The organism is Geodermatophilus sp. SYSU D00742, from assembly GCF_054049935.1.
Genome location: NZ_JBJGYJ010000010.1, coordinates 61,944 through 82,596, shown reverse-complemented (window position 1 = coordinate 82,596; position 20,653 = coordinate 61,944). Strand labels below are relative to the sequence as shown.

At 69.7% G+C, this 20,653-nt stretch carries 20 protein-coding genes and 1 pseudogene; 17 read left to right on the top strand and 4 right to left on the bottom strand.

The window, feature by feature from the left end; all coding sequences use genetic code 11:
• Positions 1-40: 40 nt before the first annotated feature.
• From mscL to ACI78V_RS09385, 7 genes are all read left to right on the top strand, one after another.
• A complete protein-coding gene (gene mscL, locus ACI78V_RS09415; RefSeq protein WP_456850591.1) occupies positions 41-466 on the top strand; it encodes a large conductance mechanosensitive channel protein MscL in 426 nt (141 codons plus the stop codon).
• A gap of 44 nt (positions 467-510) precedes the next feature.
• Positions 511-2,109, top strand: a complete 1,599-nt coding sequence (locus tag ACI78V_RS09410; protein WP_456850589.1) for a CHAT domain-containing protein — start codon at positions 511-513, stop codon at positions 2,107-2,109.
• Between the two features lie 513 nt (positions 2,110-2,622).
• Positions 2,623-3,204 (top strand): helix-turn-helix domain-containing protein, encoded by a 582-nt coding sequence (locus tag ACI78V_RS09405; protein WP_456850587.1) that lies wholly within the window; start codon positions 2,623-2,625, stop codon positions 3,202-3,204.
• Between the two features lie 286 nt (positions 3,205-3,490).
• The gene (locus ACI78V_RS09400; protein ID WP_456850586.1) at positions 3,491-3,754 is read left to right on the top strand and encodes a hypothetical protein; all 264 of its coding nucleotides are present in this window, start codon (positions 3,491-3,493) and stop codon (positions 3,752-3,754) included.
• A 264-nt stretch (positions 3,755-4,018) separates the two neighbouring features.
• Positions 4,019-4,618: an adenylate/guanylate cyclase domain-containing protein gene (locus ACI78V_RS09395; protein ID WP_456850584.1), complete on the top strand. Its 600-nt coding sequence runs from the start codon at positions 4,019-4,021 to the stop codon at positions 4,616-4,618.
• Positions 4,618-5,130: a Pycsar system effector family protein gene (locus tag ACI78V_RS09390; RefSeq protein ID WP_456850582.1), complete on the top strand. Its 513-nt coding sequence runs from the start codon at positions 4,618-4,620 to the stop codon at positions 5,128-5,130. Before ACI78V_RS09395 ends, ACI78V_RS09390 begins: the two co-directional genes overlap by 1 nt.
• 279 nt (positions 5,131-5,409) lie before the next feature.
• Entirely contained in the window at positions 5,410-6,153 is a 744-nt protein-coding gene (locus ACI78V_RS09385) for an adenylate/guanylate cyclase domain-containing protein (RefSeq protein ID WP_456850580.1), read from the top strand.
• A gap of 328 nt (positions 6,154-6,481) precedes the next feature.
• On the opposite strand, the pseudogene ACI78V_RS09380 reads toward ACI78V_RS09385, so the two are convergent.
• Positions 6,482-7,419 (bottom strand): annotated as a pseudogene (locus ACI78V_RS09380) (IS481 family transposase).
• A 636-nt stretch (positions 7,420-8,055) separates the two neighbouring features.
• Between ACI78V_RS09380 and ACI78V_RS09375 the strand changes: the two are divergent.
• The 4 genes from ACI78V_RS09375 to ACI78V_RS09360 all read left to right on the top strand — a co-directional run bounded on the left by ACI78V_RS09375 (position 8,056) and on the right by ACI78V_RS09360 (position 11,077).
• On the top strand, positions 8,056-8,259 hold the full coding sequence (locus tag ACI78V_RS09375) for a hypothetical protein (RefSeq protein WP_456850579.1): 204 nt from the start codon (positions 8,056-8,058) through the stop codon (positions 8,257-8,259).
• An 89-nt stretch (positions 8,260-8,348) separates the two neighbouring features.
• Positions 8,349-9,113: an AfsR/SARP family transcriptional regulator gene (locus ACI78V_RS09370; RefSeq protein WP_456850577.1), complete on the top strand. Its 765-nt coding sequence runs from the start codon at positions 8,349-8,351 to the stop codon at positions 9,111-9,113.
• 234 nt (positions 9,114-9,347) lie between these two features.
• Positions 9,348-9,953, top strand: coding sequence for a hypothetical protein (locus ACI78V_RS09365; RefSeq protein WP_456850575.1), 606 nt, complete (start codon positions 9,348-9,350; stop codon positions 9,951-9,953).
• Positions 9,905-11,077 (top strand): hypothetical protein, encoded by a 1,173-nt coding sequence (locus ACI78V_RS09360; RefSeq protein ID WP_456850573.1) that lies wholly within the window; start codon positions 9,905-9,907, stop codon positions 11,075-11,077. Before ACI78V_RS09365 ends, ACI78V_RS09360 begins: the two co-directional genes overlap by 49 nt.
• A gap of 605 nt (positions 11,078-11,682) precedes the next feature.
• Here the strand turns inward: ACI78V_RS09360 and ACI78V_RS09355 are convergent.
• From ACI78V_RS09355 to ACI78V_RS09345, 3 genes are all read right to left on the bottom strand, one after another.
• A complete protein-coding gene (locus tag ACI78V_RS09355) occupies positions 11,683-11,823 on the bottom strand; it encodes a hypothetical protein (protein WP_456850571.1) in 141 nt (46 codons plus the stop codon).
• A complete protein-coding gene (locus tag ACI78V_RS09350; protein ID WP_456850570.1) occupies positions 11,820-12,197 on the bottom strand; it encodes a hypothetical protein in 378 nt (125 codons plus the stop codon). Before ACI78V_RS09350 ends, ACI78V_RS09355 begins: the two co-directional genes overlap by 4 nt.
• 241 nt (positions 12,198-12,438) lie before the next feature.
• Positions 12,439-13,434: an endonuclease/exonuclease/phosphatase family protein gene (locus ACI78V_RS09345; RefSeq protein ID WP_456850569.1), complete on the bottom strand. Its 996-nt coding sequence runs from the start codon at positions 13,432-13,434 to the stop codon at positions 12,439-12,441.
• A 476-nt stretch (positions 13,435-13,910) separates the two neighbouring features.
• On the opposite strand from ACI78V_RS09345, the gene ACI78V_RS09340 reads away from it, so the two are divergent.
• From ACI78V_RS09340 to ACI78V_RS09315, 6 genes are all read left to right on the top strand, one after another.
• On the top strand, positions 13,911-14,735 hold the full coding sequence (locus ACI78V_RS09340; RefSeq protein ID WP_456850568.1) for a tyrosinase family protein: 825 nt from the start codon (positions 13,911-13,913) through the stop codon (positions 14,733-14,735).
• 8 nt (positions 14,736-14,743) lie between these two features.
• Positions 14,744-15,265 carry a hypothetical protein gene (locus ACI78V_RS09335; RefSeq protein ID WP_456850566.1) on the top strand — a complete coding sequence of 174 codons (522 nt, stop codon included), beginning with the start codon at positions 14,744-14,746 and terminating at the stop codon, positions 15,263-15,265.
• A gap of 884 nt (positions 15,266-16,149) precedes the next feature.
• On the top strand, positions 16,150-16,782 hold the full coding sequence (locus ACI78V_RS09330; RefSeq protein ID WP_456850564.1) for a class F sortase: 633 nt from the start codon (positions 16,150-16,152) through the stop codon (positions 16,780-16,782).
• A gap of 607 nt (positions 16,783-17,389) precedes the next feature.
• Positions 17,390-18,253, top strand: coding sequence for an AfsR/SARP family transcriptional regulator (locus tag ACI78V_RS09325; protein ID WP_456850563.1), 864 nt, complete (start codon positions 17,390-17,392; stop codon positions 18,251-18,253).
• Between the two features lie 993 nt (positions 18,254-19,246).
• Complete coding sequence (locus tag ACI78V_RS09320; RefSeq protein ID WP_456850562.1) at positions 19,247-19,840, top strand: DUF4255 domain-containing protein; 594 nt, start codon at positions 19,247-19,249, stop codon at positions 19,838-19,840.
• On the top strand, positions 19,837-20,550 hold the full coding sequence (locus ACI78V_RS09315; RefSeq protein ID WP_456850561.1) for an Ig-like domain-containing protein: 714 nt from the start codon (positions 19,837-19,839) through the stop codon (positions 20,548-20,550). Before ACI78V_RS09320 ends, ACI78V_RS09315 begins: the two co-directional genes overlap by 4 nt.
• Positions 20,551-20,653 lie beyond the last annotated feature (103 nt).

Below are 20,653 nucleotides of genomic sequence, written 5' to 3'. Positions count from 1 at the left end.
CGGTGCGTTCTACGCTTCGCTCCCTGACCCAGGAGGACTCGTGCGCACGCTGCTCCGCAATTTTCGGAACTTCGCCTTCTCCGGCAGCCTCGTCGACCTGGCCGTCGGTCTGGCGATCGGGGTGGCCTTCGCGACGGTCGTCGAATCCCTGGTCGGCGACGTCATCCTGCCGCTCGTGGCGGCGATCTTCGGACAGCCCAATTTCGACGCGCTCGTGCTGACGGTGAACGGCGCGGGGATCCGCTACGGGTCCTTCCTGACCGCCTTGGTCTCGTTCCTGCTCCTCGCCCTCACGATCATGTTCCTGGTGCAGGCCATCCGGCGGGCCACCGGCCGCGAGACCGCCGGCGCGCAGGGGAACAGGGAGTGCGACCACTGCAAGAGCTTCGTCCCGGTCGACGCCACGGTCTGCATGTTCTGCACCCGGGACATCGATCCGATCGTCCGGAGTCCGAGGCGCGACTGATCCTCCATCCGTACTTTGACCGCTGCCAGCTGGTTGTCGGCCACGTGCTCGCCGGGGCCATCGACGACGTGGTCCCGACCTGGCTCTACGACCTGTTGTTGGCGCGCAAGGGCGTGCTCGCCGAGCGGCAGGGACTGGCGTGGCTGCTCGCTCGACAGGACCGCGGCGCCACGGCGGCGCTGCTCGATGAGGTGCGGCAGCTGCGCGCCGAGGCAGCGCACATCGACCTCGATGGCGCCGGCGCTGGCGCCATCACGCGAGCCCGCCGTCATTACGCCGAGGCGCTGGACCGGCTAGCGGCCGCCGAGGTCGAGCTGATGCGGCAACTCGGAGCCAGCGCCCAGCCGGCGGTGGTGCGGACCGCCGACGTGCAAGCGCGCGTCGACGCAGGGACGGGCGTGGTGGACCTGGTGGCCGGCCGGTGGCCGGACGGTGAGCAGCACTACGTCGCGATTCATGTGGCCGCCGACGGTCCGCTGCGCTTCGACGACCTCGGTCCGGCGGCGCCGCTCAACGACCAACTTAGCGCGCTGGTCGAGCAGCTCGCGACCCCGCCGCACCGGGCGATCGATCCGCCGGCGGCCAGCGGCCCGGTCGGGTGGGTGACGCTCACCGCACGGGTGCTGGCCGACCGCGTCGTCGTCGCTCCCACCGGGCTATGGGGGCGCGTCCCGATCGGCGCGATGCCAGACGAGCTCGGCCGGCCGCTGCTCGACCGGCACGAGGTTGACGTGGTGCCCAGCGTCCGCTGGTGGGTGCTGCGCGACGTCGCCGGCGACGGCAGCGCCGGGCCGCCGGTCGTGCTTGGCGACCCGGACTTCGATCTCGACGTGACGGAGGACGTGCCGTACTTCCTCTCCATGCGGCTGCCGCGGCTCCAGCACGCCGCGGAAGAGGCGCGCGCGGTTGCGGACGAGCTCGGTGTCGCACCGGTCCTCGGCCGTGACGTCACGCGTAGCCTGCTGCTCGGCGTGCACCGTCCGCGTGTGCTACACGTCGCCACCCACGGTTCGTTTCTCGATGCGATCCGCAGCATCGAGGAACAGTCTGAACCGCGCGTCACGCTGATGCGGTCGGTCGGTGGCCAGGTGGTCGTCGAGGACGCCGAGGAGGACTGGCGCTGGCTCGGCGAGGCTCCGCCGTCGCAAGCTCCCAGCGCTGTGGATGTGCATCGCAGTCGGGTGCGCTGGCTGCGCACAATGGGTCCAGCTGGCCAGCTGACCCGCTCGGCGCTGTTGCTCACCGGTTTCAACCGGTGGCTGGCGGGGCTTGACACATCGAACGAGGTCGGCACCGGCGTCGTGACTGCCTCAGAGCTCGCTCTGCTCGACCTGTCCGGGACCGAGTTGGTAGTGCTGTCGGCGTGCGAGACAGGCGTCGCTGCGGTCGACTTCGCCGACGGCACGATGCTCGGGCTGCGTACCGCCGCCCTCGCCGCCGGAGCGGCGCAATGTGTGAGCAGTCTCTGGGAAGTCGACGACGAGGCGACCACAGCCCTGATGAGATCGTTCTATGGCCGGCTGCGCTCCGGGTCATCCCCCGCGGCTGCGCTGCGAGCGGCGCAGCTCGATGTGCGCGAGCGGCGTCCCGAGCCGTACTACTGGGCCGGCTGGCTGGCCGAGGGCAGTGGAGCGGCGCGCTGAGCAGCGACGGTCCGCGCTGGCGCTGCGCCGAGAGCTGCAGGTGATCGACGTCGTCCATCCTGCGCACCGAGCGGGGTACTGATCAGCTGGCCCGTCCGCGACACGTGGGCCGCCCCGCGGTTGGTTGCCGCCCCGACCCCCGGCTGAGGGGCGGCACGGTCACCACACTGCCCGCGGTCGGTGGGGGCTGCTGGGAGTGCCTGCAGTGGCACCGCGCCGGCCGCATCGTCCCGTGGCCGGGCCTGCCCGAGAGGACGGCAAGCTGACGCCCGTTGGGTGCTCCCACCCCGCCTACATCAGCGGCTGGTCGACCTCGGCCAGGTCGCCCCAGCACTCCGCAGGCACCGCCCTGATGCTGCTCACCGCTGACCTCACCGGTACTCCCGTGGTGGGCTCACGCTTCGGCGATCTGCAGGTCCTCAGCCGGTACCGGCGCTAGCGCCCTGTGCGCCCGCGCTGGCAGGCCTGCTAGTGCCGTGACCACAAACCTTGCCGGTGGGTCGATGCTGGAGCATGGCCGAACGCGTGAAGGCGAGGCGCCTGTCTGACGAGGAAGGGCAGCGGCTGCTGCGGATCGTGCGCCGCGGTGAGCCGAAGGCGGCCAAGAGCGTGATCCGTTACCGCCGGGCGATGGTGGTGCTGGCCTCGGCCGGTGGAAACACCGTGCCGGCCATCGCCCGGCTGGTCGCCGCCGACGAGGACACCGTCCGCGAGGTGATTCACCGGTTCAACAAGCTCGGGATGAGATCGCTGGACCCTCGCTGGGCGGGTGGCCGTCCCCGCCGGATCAGCGCTGAGGACGAGGCCTTCCTCATCGAGACGGCCACCACCCGCCCGGGAAGGCTGGGCCAGCCGTTCACCCACTGGAGCCTGCGCAAGCTGGTCGGCTACCTGCTCGACAACCCGCGGCGGATCGTGCGCATCGGCCGGGAGCGGGCCCGCCGGCTGCTGGCCGCCCACGAGATCACCTTCCAGCGCACCAAGACGTGGAAGGAGTCCCCCGATCCCGAGCGGGAGGCCAACTGGCCCGCATCGAGACCGTCCTCGAGCGGTATCCGGACCGGACCTTCGCCTTCGACGAGTTCGGTCCGCTGACCATCCAGCCGGTCTCCGGGGTCGGGTGGGCGCCGAAAGGCAGACCGGCCCGGCTGCCGGCGAACTATCACAAGACCGCCGGGGTGCGGTACTTCCACGGTTGCTACTCAATTGGCGAGGACCGGCTGTGGGGCGTGGTCCGCGCCCACAAGCGCGCGGCGAACACCCTCGCCGGGCTGCGCTCGATCCGCGCCGCTCGGCCCGACGGCGACCCGATCTACGTGATCTTGGACAACCTGTCGGCGCACAAGGGCCCGAAATCTGCGCCTGGGCAGCCCGGCACGCCGTGGAACTGGATTTCACCCCGATCTACGCCTCCTGGGCCGACCCGATCGAGCCGCACTTCGGGTCGCTGCGCTCCTTCGTGATCGCCGGCTCCGACCATCCCAACCACGTGGTGCTCACCCGCGCTCTGCATGAGCATCTGCGCTGGCGTAACGCCCACGCCCGCCATCCCGACGTGCTCGCCGCCCAACGCCGTGAACGCGCCCGAGTCCGCGGCGAGCGCCACCGGGGCTGGGGCCAGCCCCGGCAGCGAACCGCAGCCTGATCACAGCGCTGTCATTCGCCATTCCGGCGAACGTTCGTGGTCAGGGCACTAGCGAGCCGGCCGAGGTCTCGAGCTTCCTGTAACTAGTACGTGATGTCGTGACCACAGGGACTGTCCGACCCTCCCGATACCCTGCGGACACCGACGAGCGGGGACCTAGGCGTGGCGCTGAGCAGGGAAGTCCAGGACGGTATCGACGGAGTGCTGGCCCCGGAGTGGGTCGAGCGCACAGGCAGGGTGGTGCCGTAGGCTGAGGACATCACCTTGCGCGACGGTGCGGTGAGGTTGAAAGCCACCTACCTGTACGCCGACATGGCCGACAGCACGGGTCTGGCGCAGAGCTACTACGACTGGGCCGTCGCCAAGGTCATCCGCTGCTACCTGAACGCTGCCACCCGGTTGATCCGAGCCCGCGGCGGTGCCATCCGGTCCTTCGACGGCGACCGGGTCATGGGGATCTTCGTCGGACCCAACGCCGACGACCTCGCCGTTCAGGCGGCCATGAACATCCACTGGGCCGTGCGGTCGGTGATCCAGCCGAAGCTGCAGGCCAAGTGGGACAGCTTCAAGTGGACGATGGACCACGGCATTGGCATCGACTCAGGCGAGGCCCTGCTCGTGCGTGGCGGTGTTTTCGGCGACAACGACCTGATCTCCATCGGCAGCGCACCCAACATCGCGGCCAAGCTCAGCGAGGAGCGCGTCTACCAGAAGTACCTGTTCGTCAGCGAGACCGTCCACAACTCGCTTATCGACGCGACCCGCTATGCCGAGGGTGTCAACATGTGGCAGCAGATGGGCGTGAAGAGCTACGGCGGCAAGTACATCAGGACCTACGCCTCCAACTACTGGTGGGAGCCCTGATGTCCCACGACCCGATCCAGCACGGCTGGATGGTTCACCAGGCCGTCCAGACCTGGACCAGCCAGTCGGAGACGAAGGCCAGCTTCATCCTCCGTATCGAGGCGGCGCTGTTCGTCTTCTTCGGTGAGCGGGCGGTCAACCCGGGCGAGGACGTCGAGAAGGAGATCATCGACCGGGTGCCGGTGCTCGTGATCTTCTCGCTCGGCCTGGTCTGTCTCTTCGCCGCGCTCGGCTTCGTCGTCCTCGTAGTGATGCCCCGGCTGCGGGAGAAGTTCCTGGCACGAGAGCGGCACGATCACGGGATCTTCTTCGGACACCTCAAGGGACTAGAAGAGGACCGCATCAAGGAGCTGCTGACCGGAGCGACGGTGCTCGACCAGCTGGCCCACCAGCTCAAGGTCGCCAGCGCCATCGCCTGGACGAAGCACAAGCGACTGCAGGTCTCCATGGTCTTCGGCGTGGCCGGCATCTCCTGCGTCGTCCTGGCCTACGCCCTCACCGTCTTCACATGAGAAAGCCGCCGGTCATGGCGTGGGTGGGCAATTACAAGTGCCTTCCGCGTCCGCAAGAGGGCCGGCCCAGAATCATTGGACGACCCATTCGGGAGGTAGCGCGGCGGCTGGCCTATCCGTCACAACGATTCTCGTCACCGGACAAGCAAAAAGTCGCCCAAGGCGCGTGCGATGTGGACCTAGCCCCTCGATCTTGAGATCGGGGGGCCACGGGGCCCGCCCGCGGCCGTCGGCTGCCCCCTACCATGAACTGCCCGGAATCCCCACGGAGAGGAACCGATGTCGACCTTCTCGGACAAACTCACCAAGTCAATGTCGACGTTGATGACGACCGCCTGGGATGAGGAGGAGAGTGACGAGGTCCCAAAGACGGCTGATGTCAAGCTCGCCGACGGAGCAGTTCGCGTGCAGGCGGCGTATCTCTACGCTGATCTGGCGGAGTCGACGCTTCTGCAAAAACGTTACAAGGATACCTTCGCCGCGAAGGTCATTCGAATGTTTCTCAACGGATCGAGCCAGGTTATTCGAGAGAATCACGGTCGAATAAAGAGCTTCGATGGCGACCGTGTCATGGGGGTGTTCACCGGCGGAAGTACGTGCAACAACGCCGCCAATGCAGCATTGAAGATCAACTGGCTGGTCAGTGAGTGCATCAACCCCATCGTCACCAAGCGGCTAGACGACACCAAAACTGACGCAAAGTGGACCGTGAGCCATGGAGTCGGCGTCGATGTCGGCGAGGCCTTCATTTCTCGTGCTGGTGTGCGCAACTCTGCAGGGGAGGCAACGCACAATGACCTGATCTCTGTGGGTCGCGCTCCTAATGTTGCAGCCAAGTTGAGTGCGCTTCGCGACCTAGGGAAAGGCCCTTCAATCATCACGTCCGACGTATACGGTTACCTCGCGGAGTCGCAGAAACTGGGGGGCAAGGATAAGGATTCAATGTGGACTGGTCCACACTTGCAGTCGGTTGGCCCCTACACGTTGAGTCTGTATGCCAGCACCTGGTGGAGGCGGCCATGACCAAGAACCGGTCTCAGGTCCTGTCTCACCGTGCTTCATCGCAGGGCTGTCCACTCGTGGCGAGGTTATGACTTCTACGACCTCGTGGCGGCTGCGGCACCGAGCCACCTGCCGGCGGGGTGCCGCCAAACGGCGACCTGTCCCAAGCTGTTGTCATAGCGGTCGACTGCGCGCCCGGCGGGCGCCGAGCCGTTGAAGCACGGAGGGCGCGAGCAGCATCTGCCGGAGATGACGTTCGGCCGCCGGCTCAAGGATGGGTCTGCTGTCAGCGGGGACCGTCGTCCTTGAAGCGCAATGGTGCCTCCCGCTAGCCCCGACGCTCCGCGCTCTAGGTGTAGTGCCCCGGCAGGTTGTTGACGGGGATGCGGCTGATCGGGGGTCGGCCTCCGAGCGCGGTGTGGGCGCTCCGAGCGCGGTGTGGGCGCGGTGATGGTTGTAGGTGTGCAGCCAGACGGGCAAGGCATCCGCGCGTTCCTGGCCTGAGCCGAAGGGCTGGGCGTAGGCCCATTCGGTGAGCAGGGTGCGGTTGAGCCGTTCGACTTTGCCGTTGGTCTGCGGTCGATAGGGCCGGGTGCGCTTGTGGCTGATCCCGGCGGCGGCCAGGTGCTCGCGCCAGTGCCGGGAGCGATAGCAGGCCCCGTTGTCGGTCAGCACCCGTTCGACGGTGACTCCGTGCGCGGCGAGGAACGCCTGCGCTCGGGCCCAGAACGCCACTGCGGTGGCGGCCTGCTCGTCGGGCAGCACCTCGCTGTAGGCCAGCCGGGAGTGGTCGTCGACGGCGGTGTGCACGAACTCGTGGCCGATCCGCTCGCCTCGGTTGCGGGCGGCTTTGGCCCGCAGCTCGCTGTCGCTGCCACGGCCGTGCACCCGCCAGCCGCCGCCGTGGCGCAGTCGGCCGAGTTTCTTGATGTCGACGTGCACCAGTTCGCCGGGGCGGTCGTGTTCGTAGCGCACCGGGGTGCCGGTCGGGCGGTCCAGCCAGGCCAGCCGCGGCATGCCGTGCCGGGAGAGAATCCGGTGCACCGTCGACGGCGCCAGGCCGAGGATGCCGGCGATCCGCGCCGGTCCCAGCCGCCGCTCCCGGCGCAGGGCCAGCACTCGCTGCTCGACGTCCTCGACGGTCTTCGTCGGGCTACTGCGCGGCCGGCTCGAGCGGTTGCCCAGACCCGCCGGGCCCTCCTCGCGCCAGCGGCGCCACCATTTGTAGCCGGTCGCCCGGCTGACCCCGAGCTCGGCAGCGACATGCGCCACCGGCCGACCCGACATGACCCGCTGCACGAGCAACCAGCGTCCGTAGACGGACAGCTGCGGCCTAACCTCCAAGACGAGACCTCCGGCGTGGTGAGTCCTAGACACACCCACTACGTCCGGAGGTCTCCTTCTTGATCAACCCGCCACGCCGTCAACAACGTCCGTGGGCACTACACCTAGGGCTGATCGTCGCCGCGCTTCTGACGACCCGCTAGACCGCAATGCGCCCTGTTCGGGACGATTCGCCACCGGGTCCGGTGGGACTTCTGACCGAACGGTCACGACGATCATGCTCAACAAAGACGGCGCGTGGCCCTCAGCGATGCGTTCCGCAGTTGCGCGGGAGGGGCGAATCCCGATCGCAGGTCTAAGTGACGCGCTGCCGTCTGCACAACGTCCGGACGGCGATGCGGCGCGGGTCGCGCTCACGCCCGTCAACAGGCGGGGCGCGGTGTGGATCCGGCACCTGGTCGTGGGCGCTGACCCGATTCGAGGCGCCACCCATCCGCGCCGTTGACTTCAGCCAGCCGGGGGAGTGCACTCACCCACTGTCACGGGAAACAATGTGTCTCTCCTCGGTCGACGGTCATGACCTGCCCGTCTACCGCACGCACCTTGACGCTGCGTGACTAGCTCATGTGAAGGGTGGCCGTGACCGACGACCGTAGCGCTGCGCTCCTCGTTCGGGTCTGGCTCGAGGAGGGGGATCAGTTCCGAGCCAGGCTCACCGCCGTGGGGCTGGACGCGGCGGAAGCCGAGCAGGCCGTCAGTCTCGCCGCTTCTCCGAGTGACGTTGTCGAAGCCGTGCGTAACTGGCTCAACCAGTTCCTTGATTACGGAACCACAACGGATTGACGCCGGGAGCGGAATGCCCCCAGCATCCCGAATTCAAGGCACCTCATCGTCCGCACGTCGTCTGGAGGTGCCCGAGGGGGGTGCCCCACGTGACTGTCGTCCCGGCCCCGCGGGTCACACTGCTCGACGGGTTCTCCGTCGATCTCGGGGAAAGAACACCGCTGGGACCGCTCGAGGGCCTTCCGCCGGGCGCGCAACGCCTGGTCGCTCACCTCTGTCTGTCGAGGCGATCACCGAGGTCGGCCGTCGCCGGGCAACTGTGGCCGGACGTGCCGGAGGACCACGCCCACGGCAGTCTCCGCTCGGCCCTGTGGCGGCTGCACAAGGTGGTTCCCGGACTGGTGGAGGTCTCCGGCAGCGCGTTGTCACTGGCGGCCGGTGTCCGTGTCGACGTGCGTGAGCTCGGCGACTGGGCCGAGCGGGTCCGGGATCCGGAGCGCGGCCTGGACGAGGTCGAGGTCCCCGATGTCGGCCTACGCGGCGAGCTCCTGCCCGGCTGGTACGACGACTGGGTGCTGCTCGAGCGGGAACGCCTGCGCCAGGTACGCATGCACGCCCTCGAACTGGTTGCGGCACGACTGGCGGCGGCCGGGCGCTACGGCGATGCGCTCCGGGCCGCCTACGCAGCGGTCCGTGCCGAGCCCCTCCGGGAGAGTGCGCACCGCACCGTGGTGCGAGTGCACGTTGCGGAGGGGAACCTGATCGAGGCGCTGCGGGCCTACGACCAGTTCCGCGTGCTCCTGGCCGACGAGCTCGGTGTCTCGCCCAGCGAGGAGATGGCCCGGCTTGTGCGGGGTCTCTGCCCATCGAGGGGCCGCTTCGGTGCATCCCCTTTGGCCGTGACGCCGCGGTGACGCGGGCGTGACACCGCTTACCTAACGTCATCCGGGACCGCGGCTGGAGTCCTCAAGACACATCCCGCCGGAGGGACCGAGATGAGCGGACCTGGCGCGAGCTCGCCGCTCCGGGGACCCGCGGGTCCACAGCTCAGGTGGCGGGCCAGCCCCGTCGCCCTCGCGCTCGAGGCCAGCCGCCGAGCTGCTGCCGGGGAGTCGCCTGGGGCCTTCTGCGCCGAGGTCGGCCGGCGCATGCTGTTGGCCCAGCTGCAGTTCGGCGAGTGGGTCCTGCGACGCGTGGAGACGATCGCCTTCCAGGACGAACGGAACGTCGCCCGAAAAATGACCGTCAATCTCCGAGTCCGAGACGACGCGCCGGTGTTCGTCGACGACTCGAACGTCGAGTACTGGCTGCTACCCCTGACGCTCATGCGTCGGCGCACCCTGGTCGACTTCCACGTCCAGACCGAGGACGGCCAACCGGTCACGATGCCCGGCTTGCGCCTGGCCCAGCAGCTCGACCAGGCTGTGCTCCTCGCTGCTGCGGCCACCGCCGCCCGCGAGCCCGCCGCGGTGGCTGGAGACGACGCCGCGATCGTCACCTCGTTTATCCAGGAGCTGGTCGTCGGCCGACGGGAGGAGGTCCGTCGGTGCTGGGAGCGGTTCCGGCGGGTCGACCCGGCTGGGGAAGGGGCACTGGAAGCGCTCCGGGCATCAACCGTTTTTTCTCCGCCGCCCGGAAGCTGCGCAACTCCTTCACGCTCTACGCCTTTCTGCCCGTCGAGGCCGGTCGGCACCGGCTCCTCCACGTGTCCTTCGTCGAGCCGATCCGCTGGATCTACCAGCGCCCGGAACTGATCCCGCCGGCGCAGGAGTCCCAGGCGTGGGAGTACCGGGCCAACCAACGGGTTCCCCTCCGGTACCGCTGGGACCGCATGGCTGCGGCGCTGGGGTGGGCGTCGACCCGAGTCCGCTTCCAGGTCCCCTCCGCCGAGCGGGCGGCCAGCTACCACGTGGAGATCACCGCACCACCCGGCGTCCGCATCGGCCGAGCAACCCTATTGGCCGGTCGCCCCAACGAACCAACGCACCGCCTGACCGCCGACCACGAGGAGAACGACACGCTGACCATCGGACTCCACGGTGTGGAGATCCCGCGCGGGTCCTTGTGCCGTGCGCAGGTCGATCTCCGGGTGCAGTCCGCGGGGTGGCTGGCGACCATGGCCATCGCCGGCCTCGCCGTCTGCGCCGTCCTGGCCTCCGCCGCGTGGCACCTGGCTCGTCAGGAGCAGCCGGGTGAGGACCAGGCCAACAACATGGTCGTCCTCCTCCTGACGACCGCGGCGGCTGCGGCCACCCTCGTCGCCCATCGTGAATCGGGCGGCGTCGCGTCCCGCCTCGTCGTCGGGGTCCGCACGGTGGCCGCCATGTGCATCGCCCTGCCGGTGCTGGCGGCCGGATTCATCTCGTACACCGAGAAGCAGCCCGGCGAGCGGCCCGAGCCGTCGACGTACCCCGCGCTGTTGTCGCTCACCGTCGCGGCGGCCGTGCTCTCCCTGGACTTGGTGGTGGTGTGGTTGCTCTCGCGCCGCGTAGAGCGGACCGGTCGTCCCCGGTCGCCGTGGGACATGACCGCCGATCCACCGCGACGCCGATGGTTCCGCGGCCCCCCGCCCGCCCTCCAAGGGCAGCCGCCGGACGACCGGCACCTGCTGGACGCCATCAGGGCACACCGCTTCGATCGGCCGGCCATCAGCATCCGATCGTCGGAGGCGTGGCACGAGTACTACGACGTCACCGACAGCAGTCACGCCTCGGCGGTCGCCCGCCTGAAGGCGCTCCGCGACACCTCCGGCGCGACGCCGGCCTTCACGTGCAGGGCCCCGACACAGTGCCCGCGGCGGGAGACCGGCGCCTGCCTGGTAACGACTGGGGACGGAGCCCGGTGGCACGGCCTGCGGCGAGGCGGATCCCACCGGTAGGGCAGGAGGCACGTGCATGTCGTCACCGCGGCAAGCCGTCGTCGTCATCCACGGCATGGGAGAGCAGCGACCGATGAGCACCCTTCGGGGTTGCGCCGATGCTGCCGTCCCCGCGCGGCGCGATGACCGGCCGCGGTACTGGAGCAAACCGGACGAGCTGTCCTCGTCGTACGACCTGCGCCGCTACGTCGTCGCGTCCACCACGACGCGACCTGTCACCGACCTGTACGAGTTCTACTGGGCCGACAAGATGGCCGGCAACAGGCTCAAGGACCTGCTCCCGCTGGTACGAGCCCTGATGTGGCGCTTGCCGTGGCGGATCCGTGGCAGCGTCCGGTGGTTCTGGGCGCTGGGTTGGCTGCTTGTCGCGGCTGTCGTTGCCGTCGTCGTGATGACGGTCGTCCAGCGTGGTCCGCTCGCCCTGCGAGGGTGGGCCGGCGCATGTCCCCGCCGGACTCGGCGAAGATGCGCTCCACGACGGGTGGGTGTTCCAGCGCGGAGAACAGCGCGAGCAGGTCGCCCAGGGACTCGTGCAGCGCTGCGGCGTCCAGCTCCGAGGAGTACAGGAACAACGACCGGAAGGAGTCGAAGACGGCGTGGCCGAGTTAGTGCGCGACGATGTCGTGGGAGAGACAGGTCCACACCGTCGCCGCTCGGATGGGGGACCGGAAGTAGCCGAAGTTCAGCGACGGGGACCTCCCGTCGTAGTAGGCATTTGCCCCCTCGAAGGCGTGTGGCCGGATCACCAGGGGACCTCCGTGGCGCCAGCGGATCTGCCGGCCCAGTGAGTCCTCGACGGCCCGGAGGTGTGGCCGGCGACGGCGAAGGCGTTCACCTGGTGGAACTGTGCGTTCTCGAGGATCGGACGCTCCGTGCGGCCCTCGTTGAACTTGCCGTACGTCAAGGTCAGTCCGGGGTCCGCCCAGTCCCCGGACTCGAAGACGGGGTTGTCGTACTGGTCGGTGTCACGCACCACGAACTTGCTGGACCCCGTGCCGAGCAGATAGTCGGTGTCCAGCGGGAACGGCCAGTCCTCGTGCAGGTACTCGCCGTCGGCGTCCCTGATGGAGGGGTCCTGCAGCAGCATGGCCATCGGCTTGGTGGCCTTGTATTCAGTCATCCCGTGCCCTCCTTGGCTGGACATCAGTGGTGGGTGAGCCGTCGCTCAGCACGCACGGTGCTCGCCGAGTCGTCACCCCGCGTCAATCCGGCGTCACGGTGGACCAGGGTGCGGGTCCTCCTGAACCAACGTCGGCCCCCCGGGTGCGGGGCACTGAGATCGGAGCTGGTCGGCGAGGTGTCGACGGCCGGGATGGTCATTGGGCGGGGGGACGACAGGAACGGGCGTGCGGCGACGATCGTCAGCGCAGTCTGATCTCCGCGACGAGCTGTCCGTGGTCGGAGGCGACACGAGCGGAACGGTCGTCGCTGAGTTGGCTGTCGACGAGGTGGTCGTTGAAGTACCGAAGGTTGATCACGTCCCCGATGCGTTGCGGGTTCCGGTCGTGGAACTCCTGACTGACGAGGATGTGATCGAGGTTCTCGTACCGTCCGTTGAAGATGTGCGTGTAGCTGACGTCGCGTCCGACCTGTTGAGCGTTGAGCTCGTACGTCGAGTAGAGGAGCCGGTCGACGTAGCCCTTGCGGTCGCCGGCCGACTTCGGCCAGGACCTGGACGGGGCGTCACCCATAACGATGTCCGTGGACACCGCTCGCGCCGCGTCGTTCAGGTCCCCGAGCACGATCACCGGTTCGGCGTTGCCCATGATTTCGTCGAGGACGAGGAACCGCAGGGCGACCGCCTCGGCAGCACGACGGATGAGCGCTCGTGCCTTGCCGAGGGCCTCCTCGCGGGGATCGTGTTCCGGTGCCTGTGGATCCCGGATCGGCCGTTTGGACTTCAGGTGGACGACGAACACCGTCGTCGTCGTCCCCTTCGCCGAGTCCAACACCAGGCGGGCGCGGACGACCGGGCGGCTGAACGTCCCCACGGGCAGAGTGACGCCGTCGACCGTCGCGTGCACACCTGCGGGGAAGTCGACGACGGTCGAGATCGGTCCGTCCAGCGACAGCCGGCTGGCCAGGCCCAGTCGTGGGCCACTGACCCCGTCCGCGCCCGGGGCCACCACCGTGGCGCCGTCGAAGGACTTCGAGCGGTCACACACGTCGCGCAGCGCCTCCTCGTGGAACACCTCCTGGAATCCGACGACATCCGCCTGCATCTGGCGCAGCTGGGTGGCTGTCCAGTTGGCTTTCTGGTCGTACTCGTCCTGGGAGTACGGCTCCTCGTTGGCGTAGAAGCGCTCTCCGGGTCGCGCGAGATTCATCGCGTTGAAGGTGGCGACCTCGACGTTCACGTCGATACCTCCGTGGAGCTCCCCCGAGCGGCGACGGGGCCAGTGACGGTAGGGCAACCCGTGTCACCCGGCCGTCACGTCGTCGTGCGGCCGCCGCCGGCTCCACGCCGTGGGATGGAGCCCGTCACGACGCCATCCGTTCGTTATCACGGCACTGCGGAGGTCTTTGCTCCCTCTGGTCGCGGCGGTGCGTGTCCTCGAGTCCCGCGTGCCTTCGCCGACGAGGCCGCTGGCCTTCGACGCGATGGATGGTGCGGCTGGTCGCCCCTCCCTGTCGGGTGCGCTCCGTAGGCACCTTGACCGGATGTGCCCCGGCGCGCGTGACGCCGGTGTGACGGCGCTCGCCTAGCGTCGTCCGGACGTGGCCGATGGCCCCGTCAGCACGCCGCGCAGCTCGTCCCCATCGGCCGTGGCGGCAGCCCGTCGGTGCACCGAGCCTCGGTAACGATCGCGGCCCGGTATGGGAGGGGGCGTCCATGGCCGTGGGAACCTCGCCCCGGTCAGCGAATCCGCCGCTGCGGTGGCGGCGAAGCGCTCGCCGGCTCACCCCCGGGCAGGCCGCGCTACTGCGCGAGGCGTTCACCGCGACGATGGCCATCGGCGACGAGCGGGGTTACAACTACTTCGCCGGTCTGCACGGCCTCCCTCGGCCCATGGACTGCACCGTGGCGCACGGGCGACCGTTCTTCCTCCCTTGGCACCGCGCCTACCTTTACTTCTTCGAGCGTGCGCTGCGCGACCAGGTCCCGGACGCCATGCTGCCGTGGTGGGACTGGCGGACGCCGACGATCCCCGCGATCTTCGCCGTTGAGCAGGATCCCGAGGGCCGGACGAACCCGCTCTTCTCGGCGCGCGTGGATCCCGTGGCGCTCCGGCAGGGCGCTGATGCCCGGCCGCCGATCCGTGCGGGGGAGTGGACGGAGCGGGATCCCGGAGCACCCGGCACGCCTCCCCTTCCCACGGCCCAGGACGTGCAGGTGGCTCTCGAGCAGACCGACTACTGGTCCTTCACCCAGGTGATGGACGAGCTGCACAACCGGGTGCACCTGTGGACCGGTGGTCGGTTCGGGCACATGCGGCTCGTCGAGTTCTCCAGTTTCGACCCGGTCTTCTGGGCACATCACGCGATGGTCGACCGGCTCTGGCGGCTGTGGCAGTTGAGTCATCCCGGCGGTCGGCCACCGGCGTCGATCCTGCGTACAGCACTGCCGCCGTTCCCGATGACCGTCGAGCAGACACTGGACACGACCGCACTCGGATACGACTACGCCGTGTCGACCAGCTCGGCACCGAACACCTGAAGAAGGCCATGGAGATCTACACATCGCCACCGCTCGACCTCGTCGTCCCGAGCACCGCAGCAGCGGCGGAGAGGCCCTCCTTCGACCGGGCGGATCTGATCTTCCACGAGGTCGACCACTCCGGCCCGTCGTTCACCGCACGGGTGTATGTCGACAACCCGGAGGCGAACGCCGACACCCCGACGACCGCCGAGGCCGGCTACGCCGGCTGTTTCACCATCTTCGGGCACGGCGGTTGCGTGGGCACCGACGACGGCCACTGCAACCCCAAGGCCAGGACCGTCGACGAGTTCGACATGCGCATGCCGCACCCGCTGCTCCCGCAAACCAAGGTCGTGACCATCACCGAGGCGCTGCGCCGGTTGGGGCCGGTCAGCCAGGTGACGGTCACGGTGGTGCCCGTCGTGCCCGGTCAATCGGCCCCCGAGCTCACGGACGCCCTGGAGTTCGGCACCGTGCGGCTGGCCACATACCGGCACGACAGCCGCCTGGAGGACGACGTGGAAGAGGACGAGGCGTCGGCCATCTAACTCCCGTGCGGTGACTCTCCGGTGACGGCGGCCCGGAAGGCTGGTCCGAGGGAAAGAACCTCGTCCGCCTGCGCCACGGCGGGCAGCCCCGGTCGCGCACGAGGGGATGCCACCATGTCCACCTACGGAGGAGACCGGCCGAGCTACGGAGGCGATCGGTCGGACCCGGGGCAGGGCAGCTCCGGCTACGGGGCCGAGGGCCCCGGCCCTGGTGCGGGCAGCTCGGGGCACGGTGGTGGGGAGCCGCCCTACGGACCCGGCGGTCCTCCGGCCACGCCACCGGGACGCCGACGTCCGTCCTGGCTGCTCATCCCGCTGGTGCTGATCGCCCTCGTCGCGCTTGCCGGGCTGTTCCTGCCACCCCCTGAGGGGGGCGGCAGGAACGCCGGCGAGACGTCTGGGGTCACCGGGCCCTCGGGTCCCCCGGGCCCGCCAGGATCCTCCGGCGTCGCGGGACCCAGCGGACCGAGCGGCCCGCCCGGCCCCAGCGGCCCGCCGGGGCCGAGCGGACCCAGCGGCCCGCCCGGGCCCGCCGGGCCCGCCGGCGGGGCCGGCACCGGCAGTGCCTCGAACCCGGGCGGCACGCCCGCGTCCGTCACTCCCGTCGGTGCACCGGACACCGGAGGGGGCGGCACGTCCTCGTCCGCAGGCGTCGTCCTCGTCGCGGCCGGGGTAGCCGCCCTGGTCGGCGCGGCGTTCCTGGCCGGCTGCGTGGCGCGGCGCCGAGAGGACGAGAGCGTCGCGCACGGATCCCCGCAGCCCGGCCCGAGAGGCCCGTGACCGGCCGCCCCCATCGCTGCCCTCTCGGCAGCTGGCGGCACCCGTCACCGACGCCGCGCCGCTGGGCTGGCTGGGCCGGCGCCATCCTGGGCGCAGCGGGCCTGGTGCTGCTCCTGTTCGGTCTCTTCGTCTCGCCGGAGGCCGCGCCTGCCCGCGCCCCGGTCCTGGACGCCGACGGCTCCCAAGACCCGACCAGCGACCCGGTCGCGGTCGCCGGTGGGACGCACGCCGCGACCCCGGGCCCGGACCAGCCGCGGTCCGAACCCGTCCACCTCGACATCCCACGCATCGGGGTGCACACGGACGTGGTCCCTGTCGGCCTGAACCCGGACGGCACCGTCGGCGTCCCACCCCTGGACACGGCAGCCCCGGCCGCCTGGTACCGGCATCTCGCCTCGCCGGGGGACCCCGGAGCCGCCGTTCTCCTGGGGCACGTCGACACCTACCGCGGACCCGCGGTGTTCTACCGGGTCCACGAGCTGCGACCTGGTGACGCCATCCACGTGAAGCGTTCCGACGGCCGTGGCGTCGACTTCGCCGTCGACTCGGTGCGCACCTACCCGAAGACGGAGTTCCCGACCCAGGCCGTCTACGGTCCGTCCGCTGAACCGGTGTTGCGGCTGGTGACCTGCGGCGGGACGTTCGACGAAGAGGGCCGGAGCTACTTGAGCAACGTGGTGGTCTTCGCGTCCCTCGTCGCCCTGGCTCCCGGGGCGACGGGCGGCCGCGCCCAGTGACAGGTGGGTGACGAGAGGTCGGGACGCTGACCCGGTGGCAGTGTGGACGAGCCCGGCCTCGGACAGCAGCGGCTGTAGGTCGTCGCCTCGGCGGGAGGTCGGAGTCCGGAGCTGCGCTCAGCGCTGTTCGGCAGGGACGACGACGGCCGGCGCGCTCGGGGCCGCGCCCGGGGGAGATAGTCGGCCATGAGTCCGACCGGGTCGGGCGGGCGCCGGCCCCACCCTCGCCGTGGTCTGCGTCCCGGCGGAGTGCCGGGTGACGTCGAGCGGGCGCCCGGTCGCCCGGGACGGGGCGAGCTGCGCCGCCCTGACCTCTCACCAGCGCCTGGGCCGGCGCCCGCCCGCACCGGCGTCTGCTACATCCGCGTGCAGGTCCAGAGTACGGGGGTCTGGTACCGGGTCGTGACGACCCCAGACGTGCTCGACCCCAGGGGTGACCGGACCCACGACCTCGGGGACCCGCGGGAGATCTTGCAGCTCGTGCGCGATTTCCTCGCCGCATTCGAACCGCCCGCGCAGTCCGATGACGCCGGTGTGACAGGTCGGTGACGCGGGATCCCTAGGGTCGAGCGGGCCAGCGACCGCGCAGGATGTGAGCGGGGATGTCATGACCGTGCTGCCCTCTGAAGCCTGGGTACCGGCGAACGCCATCGCGACCGGCTGTGTGCTGCACCTCCTGGGGGACCAGCCCTACGTGAGCGCCGAGGGTCGCCGGTACGAGGTCCCCGAGGGCGGCAAGCGGCTCTTGGTCTTCCTCGCGCTGAACCGTCGTCGCGTCGAACGACGCCGGGTGGCCGGAGCCCTGTGGCCGGTCGGTAGCGAGGAGCGGGCCGCCGGCAACCTCCGGTCAGCGCTGTGGCGGCTACGGGGGGCCGACATCGGCGTGCTGCTGGCGGACAAGACGTCGGTGAAGCTGCGCGAGGAGGTGACCGTCGACTTCGAGCTCGTGAGCGCGTGGGCGACGCGGCTGATCGACGGTTCGATGCCGACGCAGGACCTGGCCCTGTCGCCCTACTGGACCGAGGCCCTCGACCTGCTCCCCGGGTGGTACGAGGACTGGGTGCTGATGGAGCGTGAGCGGCTCCGCCAGCGTGTGCTCCACGCCCTCGAGGCCCTCAGCCATCGGCTGCTGGTCGCCGGCCGCTGCGCCGAAGCCGTCGACGTCGCCGTCACCGCGGTCGCCGTGGAACCGCTCCGTGAGAGCGCGCAGCGAGCCCTCTTGGCCGCCCACCTGGCCGAAGGCAACCGCATTGAGGCGCTCCGCTGTCTCACCGCCTACCGGACCCTGGTGCGTCGGGAGCTCGGCGTCGAGCCAGCCGCGGATCTATTCGCGATGGCCCGGCTCGGCGACGGCAAGGTCAGGCGGCCGCCGCTCCCGCAGCCGGACGACAGCGCACCCTGGTCAGGCGGGGACCCGCGTGACCAGAGTGTACGGAGACTGACCGATCGAGCCCGGTCGGCGACGGCCTGACTGGCGGTGGTTGATCAGCGTGGCGGCGGGTTGGTTGCGCTGCTAGATGATGGTCCGGCAGACGTGCCTCTGCTCGTGAGGGGACGTGCTGCGCGCCGGCTGCGCCTGGCGACCACGTCCCGGAGACCCACTGGGGGAGCCACCTGGGCAAGGGGTCGGACCTGATGGCTCCCGGGGTGCACGGGTTCACGATCGGCTGGGGGGCGACGGGGCACCTGCCCGCTCCGACCACCGCCCGCTTCAACAGCCCGTCAGCCGCGCCCCTGTTCGTCGCCGCCGCGCCTGCGTGGGTGCTCCTACGCCCTAGCCGTCCAGGCGATGGAGGAGCATCCGGACCCCGGATCTAGTCGGACTGACCTGGGCCCGAGCCACCGGGACGACGATGGCCCGCGGCCGGTGACCCGGAGACAGCGCGCCGGGAGGGGCGAAGTACCGAGGCGACAGCACGTGTTAGGTAGGGACCGGTAGGGGATGGACGTCTTCGGGGTGCACCCGTCAGAGGTCTCGAGGATGACCGCGACGCGGTCTGCGCCTCGCGAGTCCGACGTGGTCTCGAGCAAGTCCTCGTCCGTGTGGCGCGCTTGCCCAACGACCCTGCCATGGGGCGGGAGTCCGATCAGTCCCAATTCGGGACGGTCCCACGGTCCCGTTGTCCGCTCGGCGTGCTCCGCGGGCAGGTCCACGACAGGGCCGACCGAGGACCGCGCGACGCCACCCCGGGGCCTCACGGTGGATACGCTCACGTCGACACCCCTGCGGGTGCTCCCCGTGGAACACGTCGCACCCGCCTCCACCAGCTGTCTGGGTCGACACGTCCTCGAACAGCTGCGCGTTGGGCGACGCCGCGAGGCGCGTTGGGGGACCAGCGGGGAGCCTGCGAACACGCCTCCGTCGTGGGAGCGCACAGCCCGGCTGGTGACTGTCGTCGGACACGCCGGACGACGCGGCGCGGCCGCAACGCAACGGTGACGGTCGCGCCGGAAGCTCACCATCGTGAGCAGTCACCTCGTCCTCGCGGCGGTCAGCAGCGGGATCCGACGCCTGCTCTGGAACTCGATCTCCACCGACACCACCGTGCGTCCGCTCGTCGGCACGGAGGAGGCCATCGTCTTCCTCAACCCCACGCAGGCCGCACGAGACTCGGGCAACCGGTTGTCCTTGTGGCTGTACCAGATCGCCGAGAACGAATTCACGAAGAACAGCCCGCGGCTGCGGACGGCCGACGATGAGGAGCGGTTCCCGCCTCTCAGCCTCGATCTTTTCTACCTTCTCACGCCGTTCGGCCCGTCCAGCGAGGCAGATCTGCTCATCCTCGGACGCAGCATGCAGGCCCTGTACGACAGTGCGCGGACCACGCTGCTCAATACCACGGCTCGCGTTGCTGAGGATCTCGGCATCACCCTGTGCCGGCGCACCCTCGACGAACTGAGCCGGATCTGGGAGGCACTGCAGGAGCCCTACCGATTGTCCGTCTGCTATCAGGTCCGCATCACCCGGATCGACAGCCTGCAGAGCGCCACCGTCCATCCGGTCCTGGAGATGACCGACGGGTTCTCGCCCGTAGTCGACACCGTGGGTGCCCGATGACCGTTCCAACAGTCGATGTCCGCACCCGCAGCGCGTCCGCGGTCTTCACCCCGGTCGACACGTTCGTCCGTCTGCGGGGCATCGACGGAGACGCTGCAGCTCGGCGCGCGCGAGGCGGACTCCGGTTCAGTGTGACGGCTGTCGGACCTGCCGTCGCGAGTCGTCAGCTGGCGCCGGGCTGGACCTTGCACGTCCTGGAGACCGCATCCGGTCACTTCCTGAGCGATGGCATCCTCATCACGCCTGAAGGGCGGCGGGTGCGACCGGTGGGAGGGGACGTCGACGTCGCTCTGGTGGTCGAGGGTCCGGCCTATCGCCGGGTTCGTGTGCCGGCCGTCCGCCTGGTGAACCTCGAACCGTCCGCGCCGGCCGACGCGCCGGTGCCGGTCCAGGTGCTGCTCCACCCCGGCTACGGCTACCCGTTCCCTGACCGGCCGCAACGGTACAGCCTGCTGTGGGGCGCGGTTCTGCGGACCCCGCGCGGGCCGGGGATCGCGGACGCGAGCGTCGAGGCCAGCGCCACCCGGGGGCAGTTCCCCGGGAGCACCTACGTCACCGATGCCAGCGGTCAGTTCGTCGTCGTCCTGCCCGACGACCGGGCCGGTCCGGTCTCGGTGACTGCACGCACACCCAACGGAGAGACCTCGTCGACGACGGTCGGCGTGCCCGTCTCCAGCACGGCCGCCGTGCCGCCCTTCATCTTCCGATAGTCACGGACGGAGCCATTGGGATGCCTGAATACCTCGCCCCCGGGGTCTACACCGAAGAGGTCAGCACTGGCCCAGTCCCCATCGAGGGTGTCAGTACGAGCAC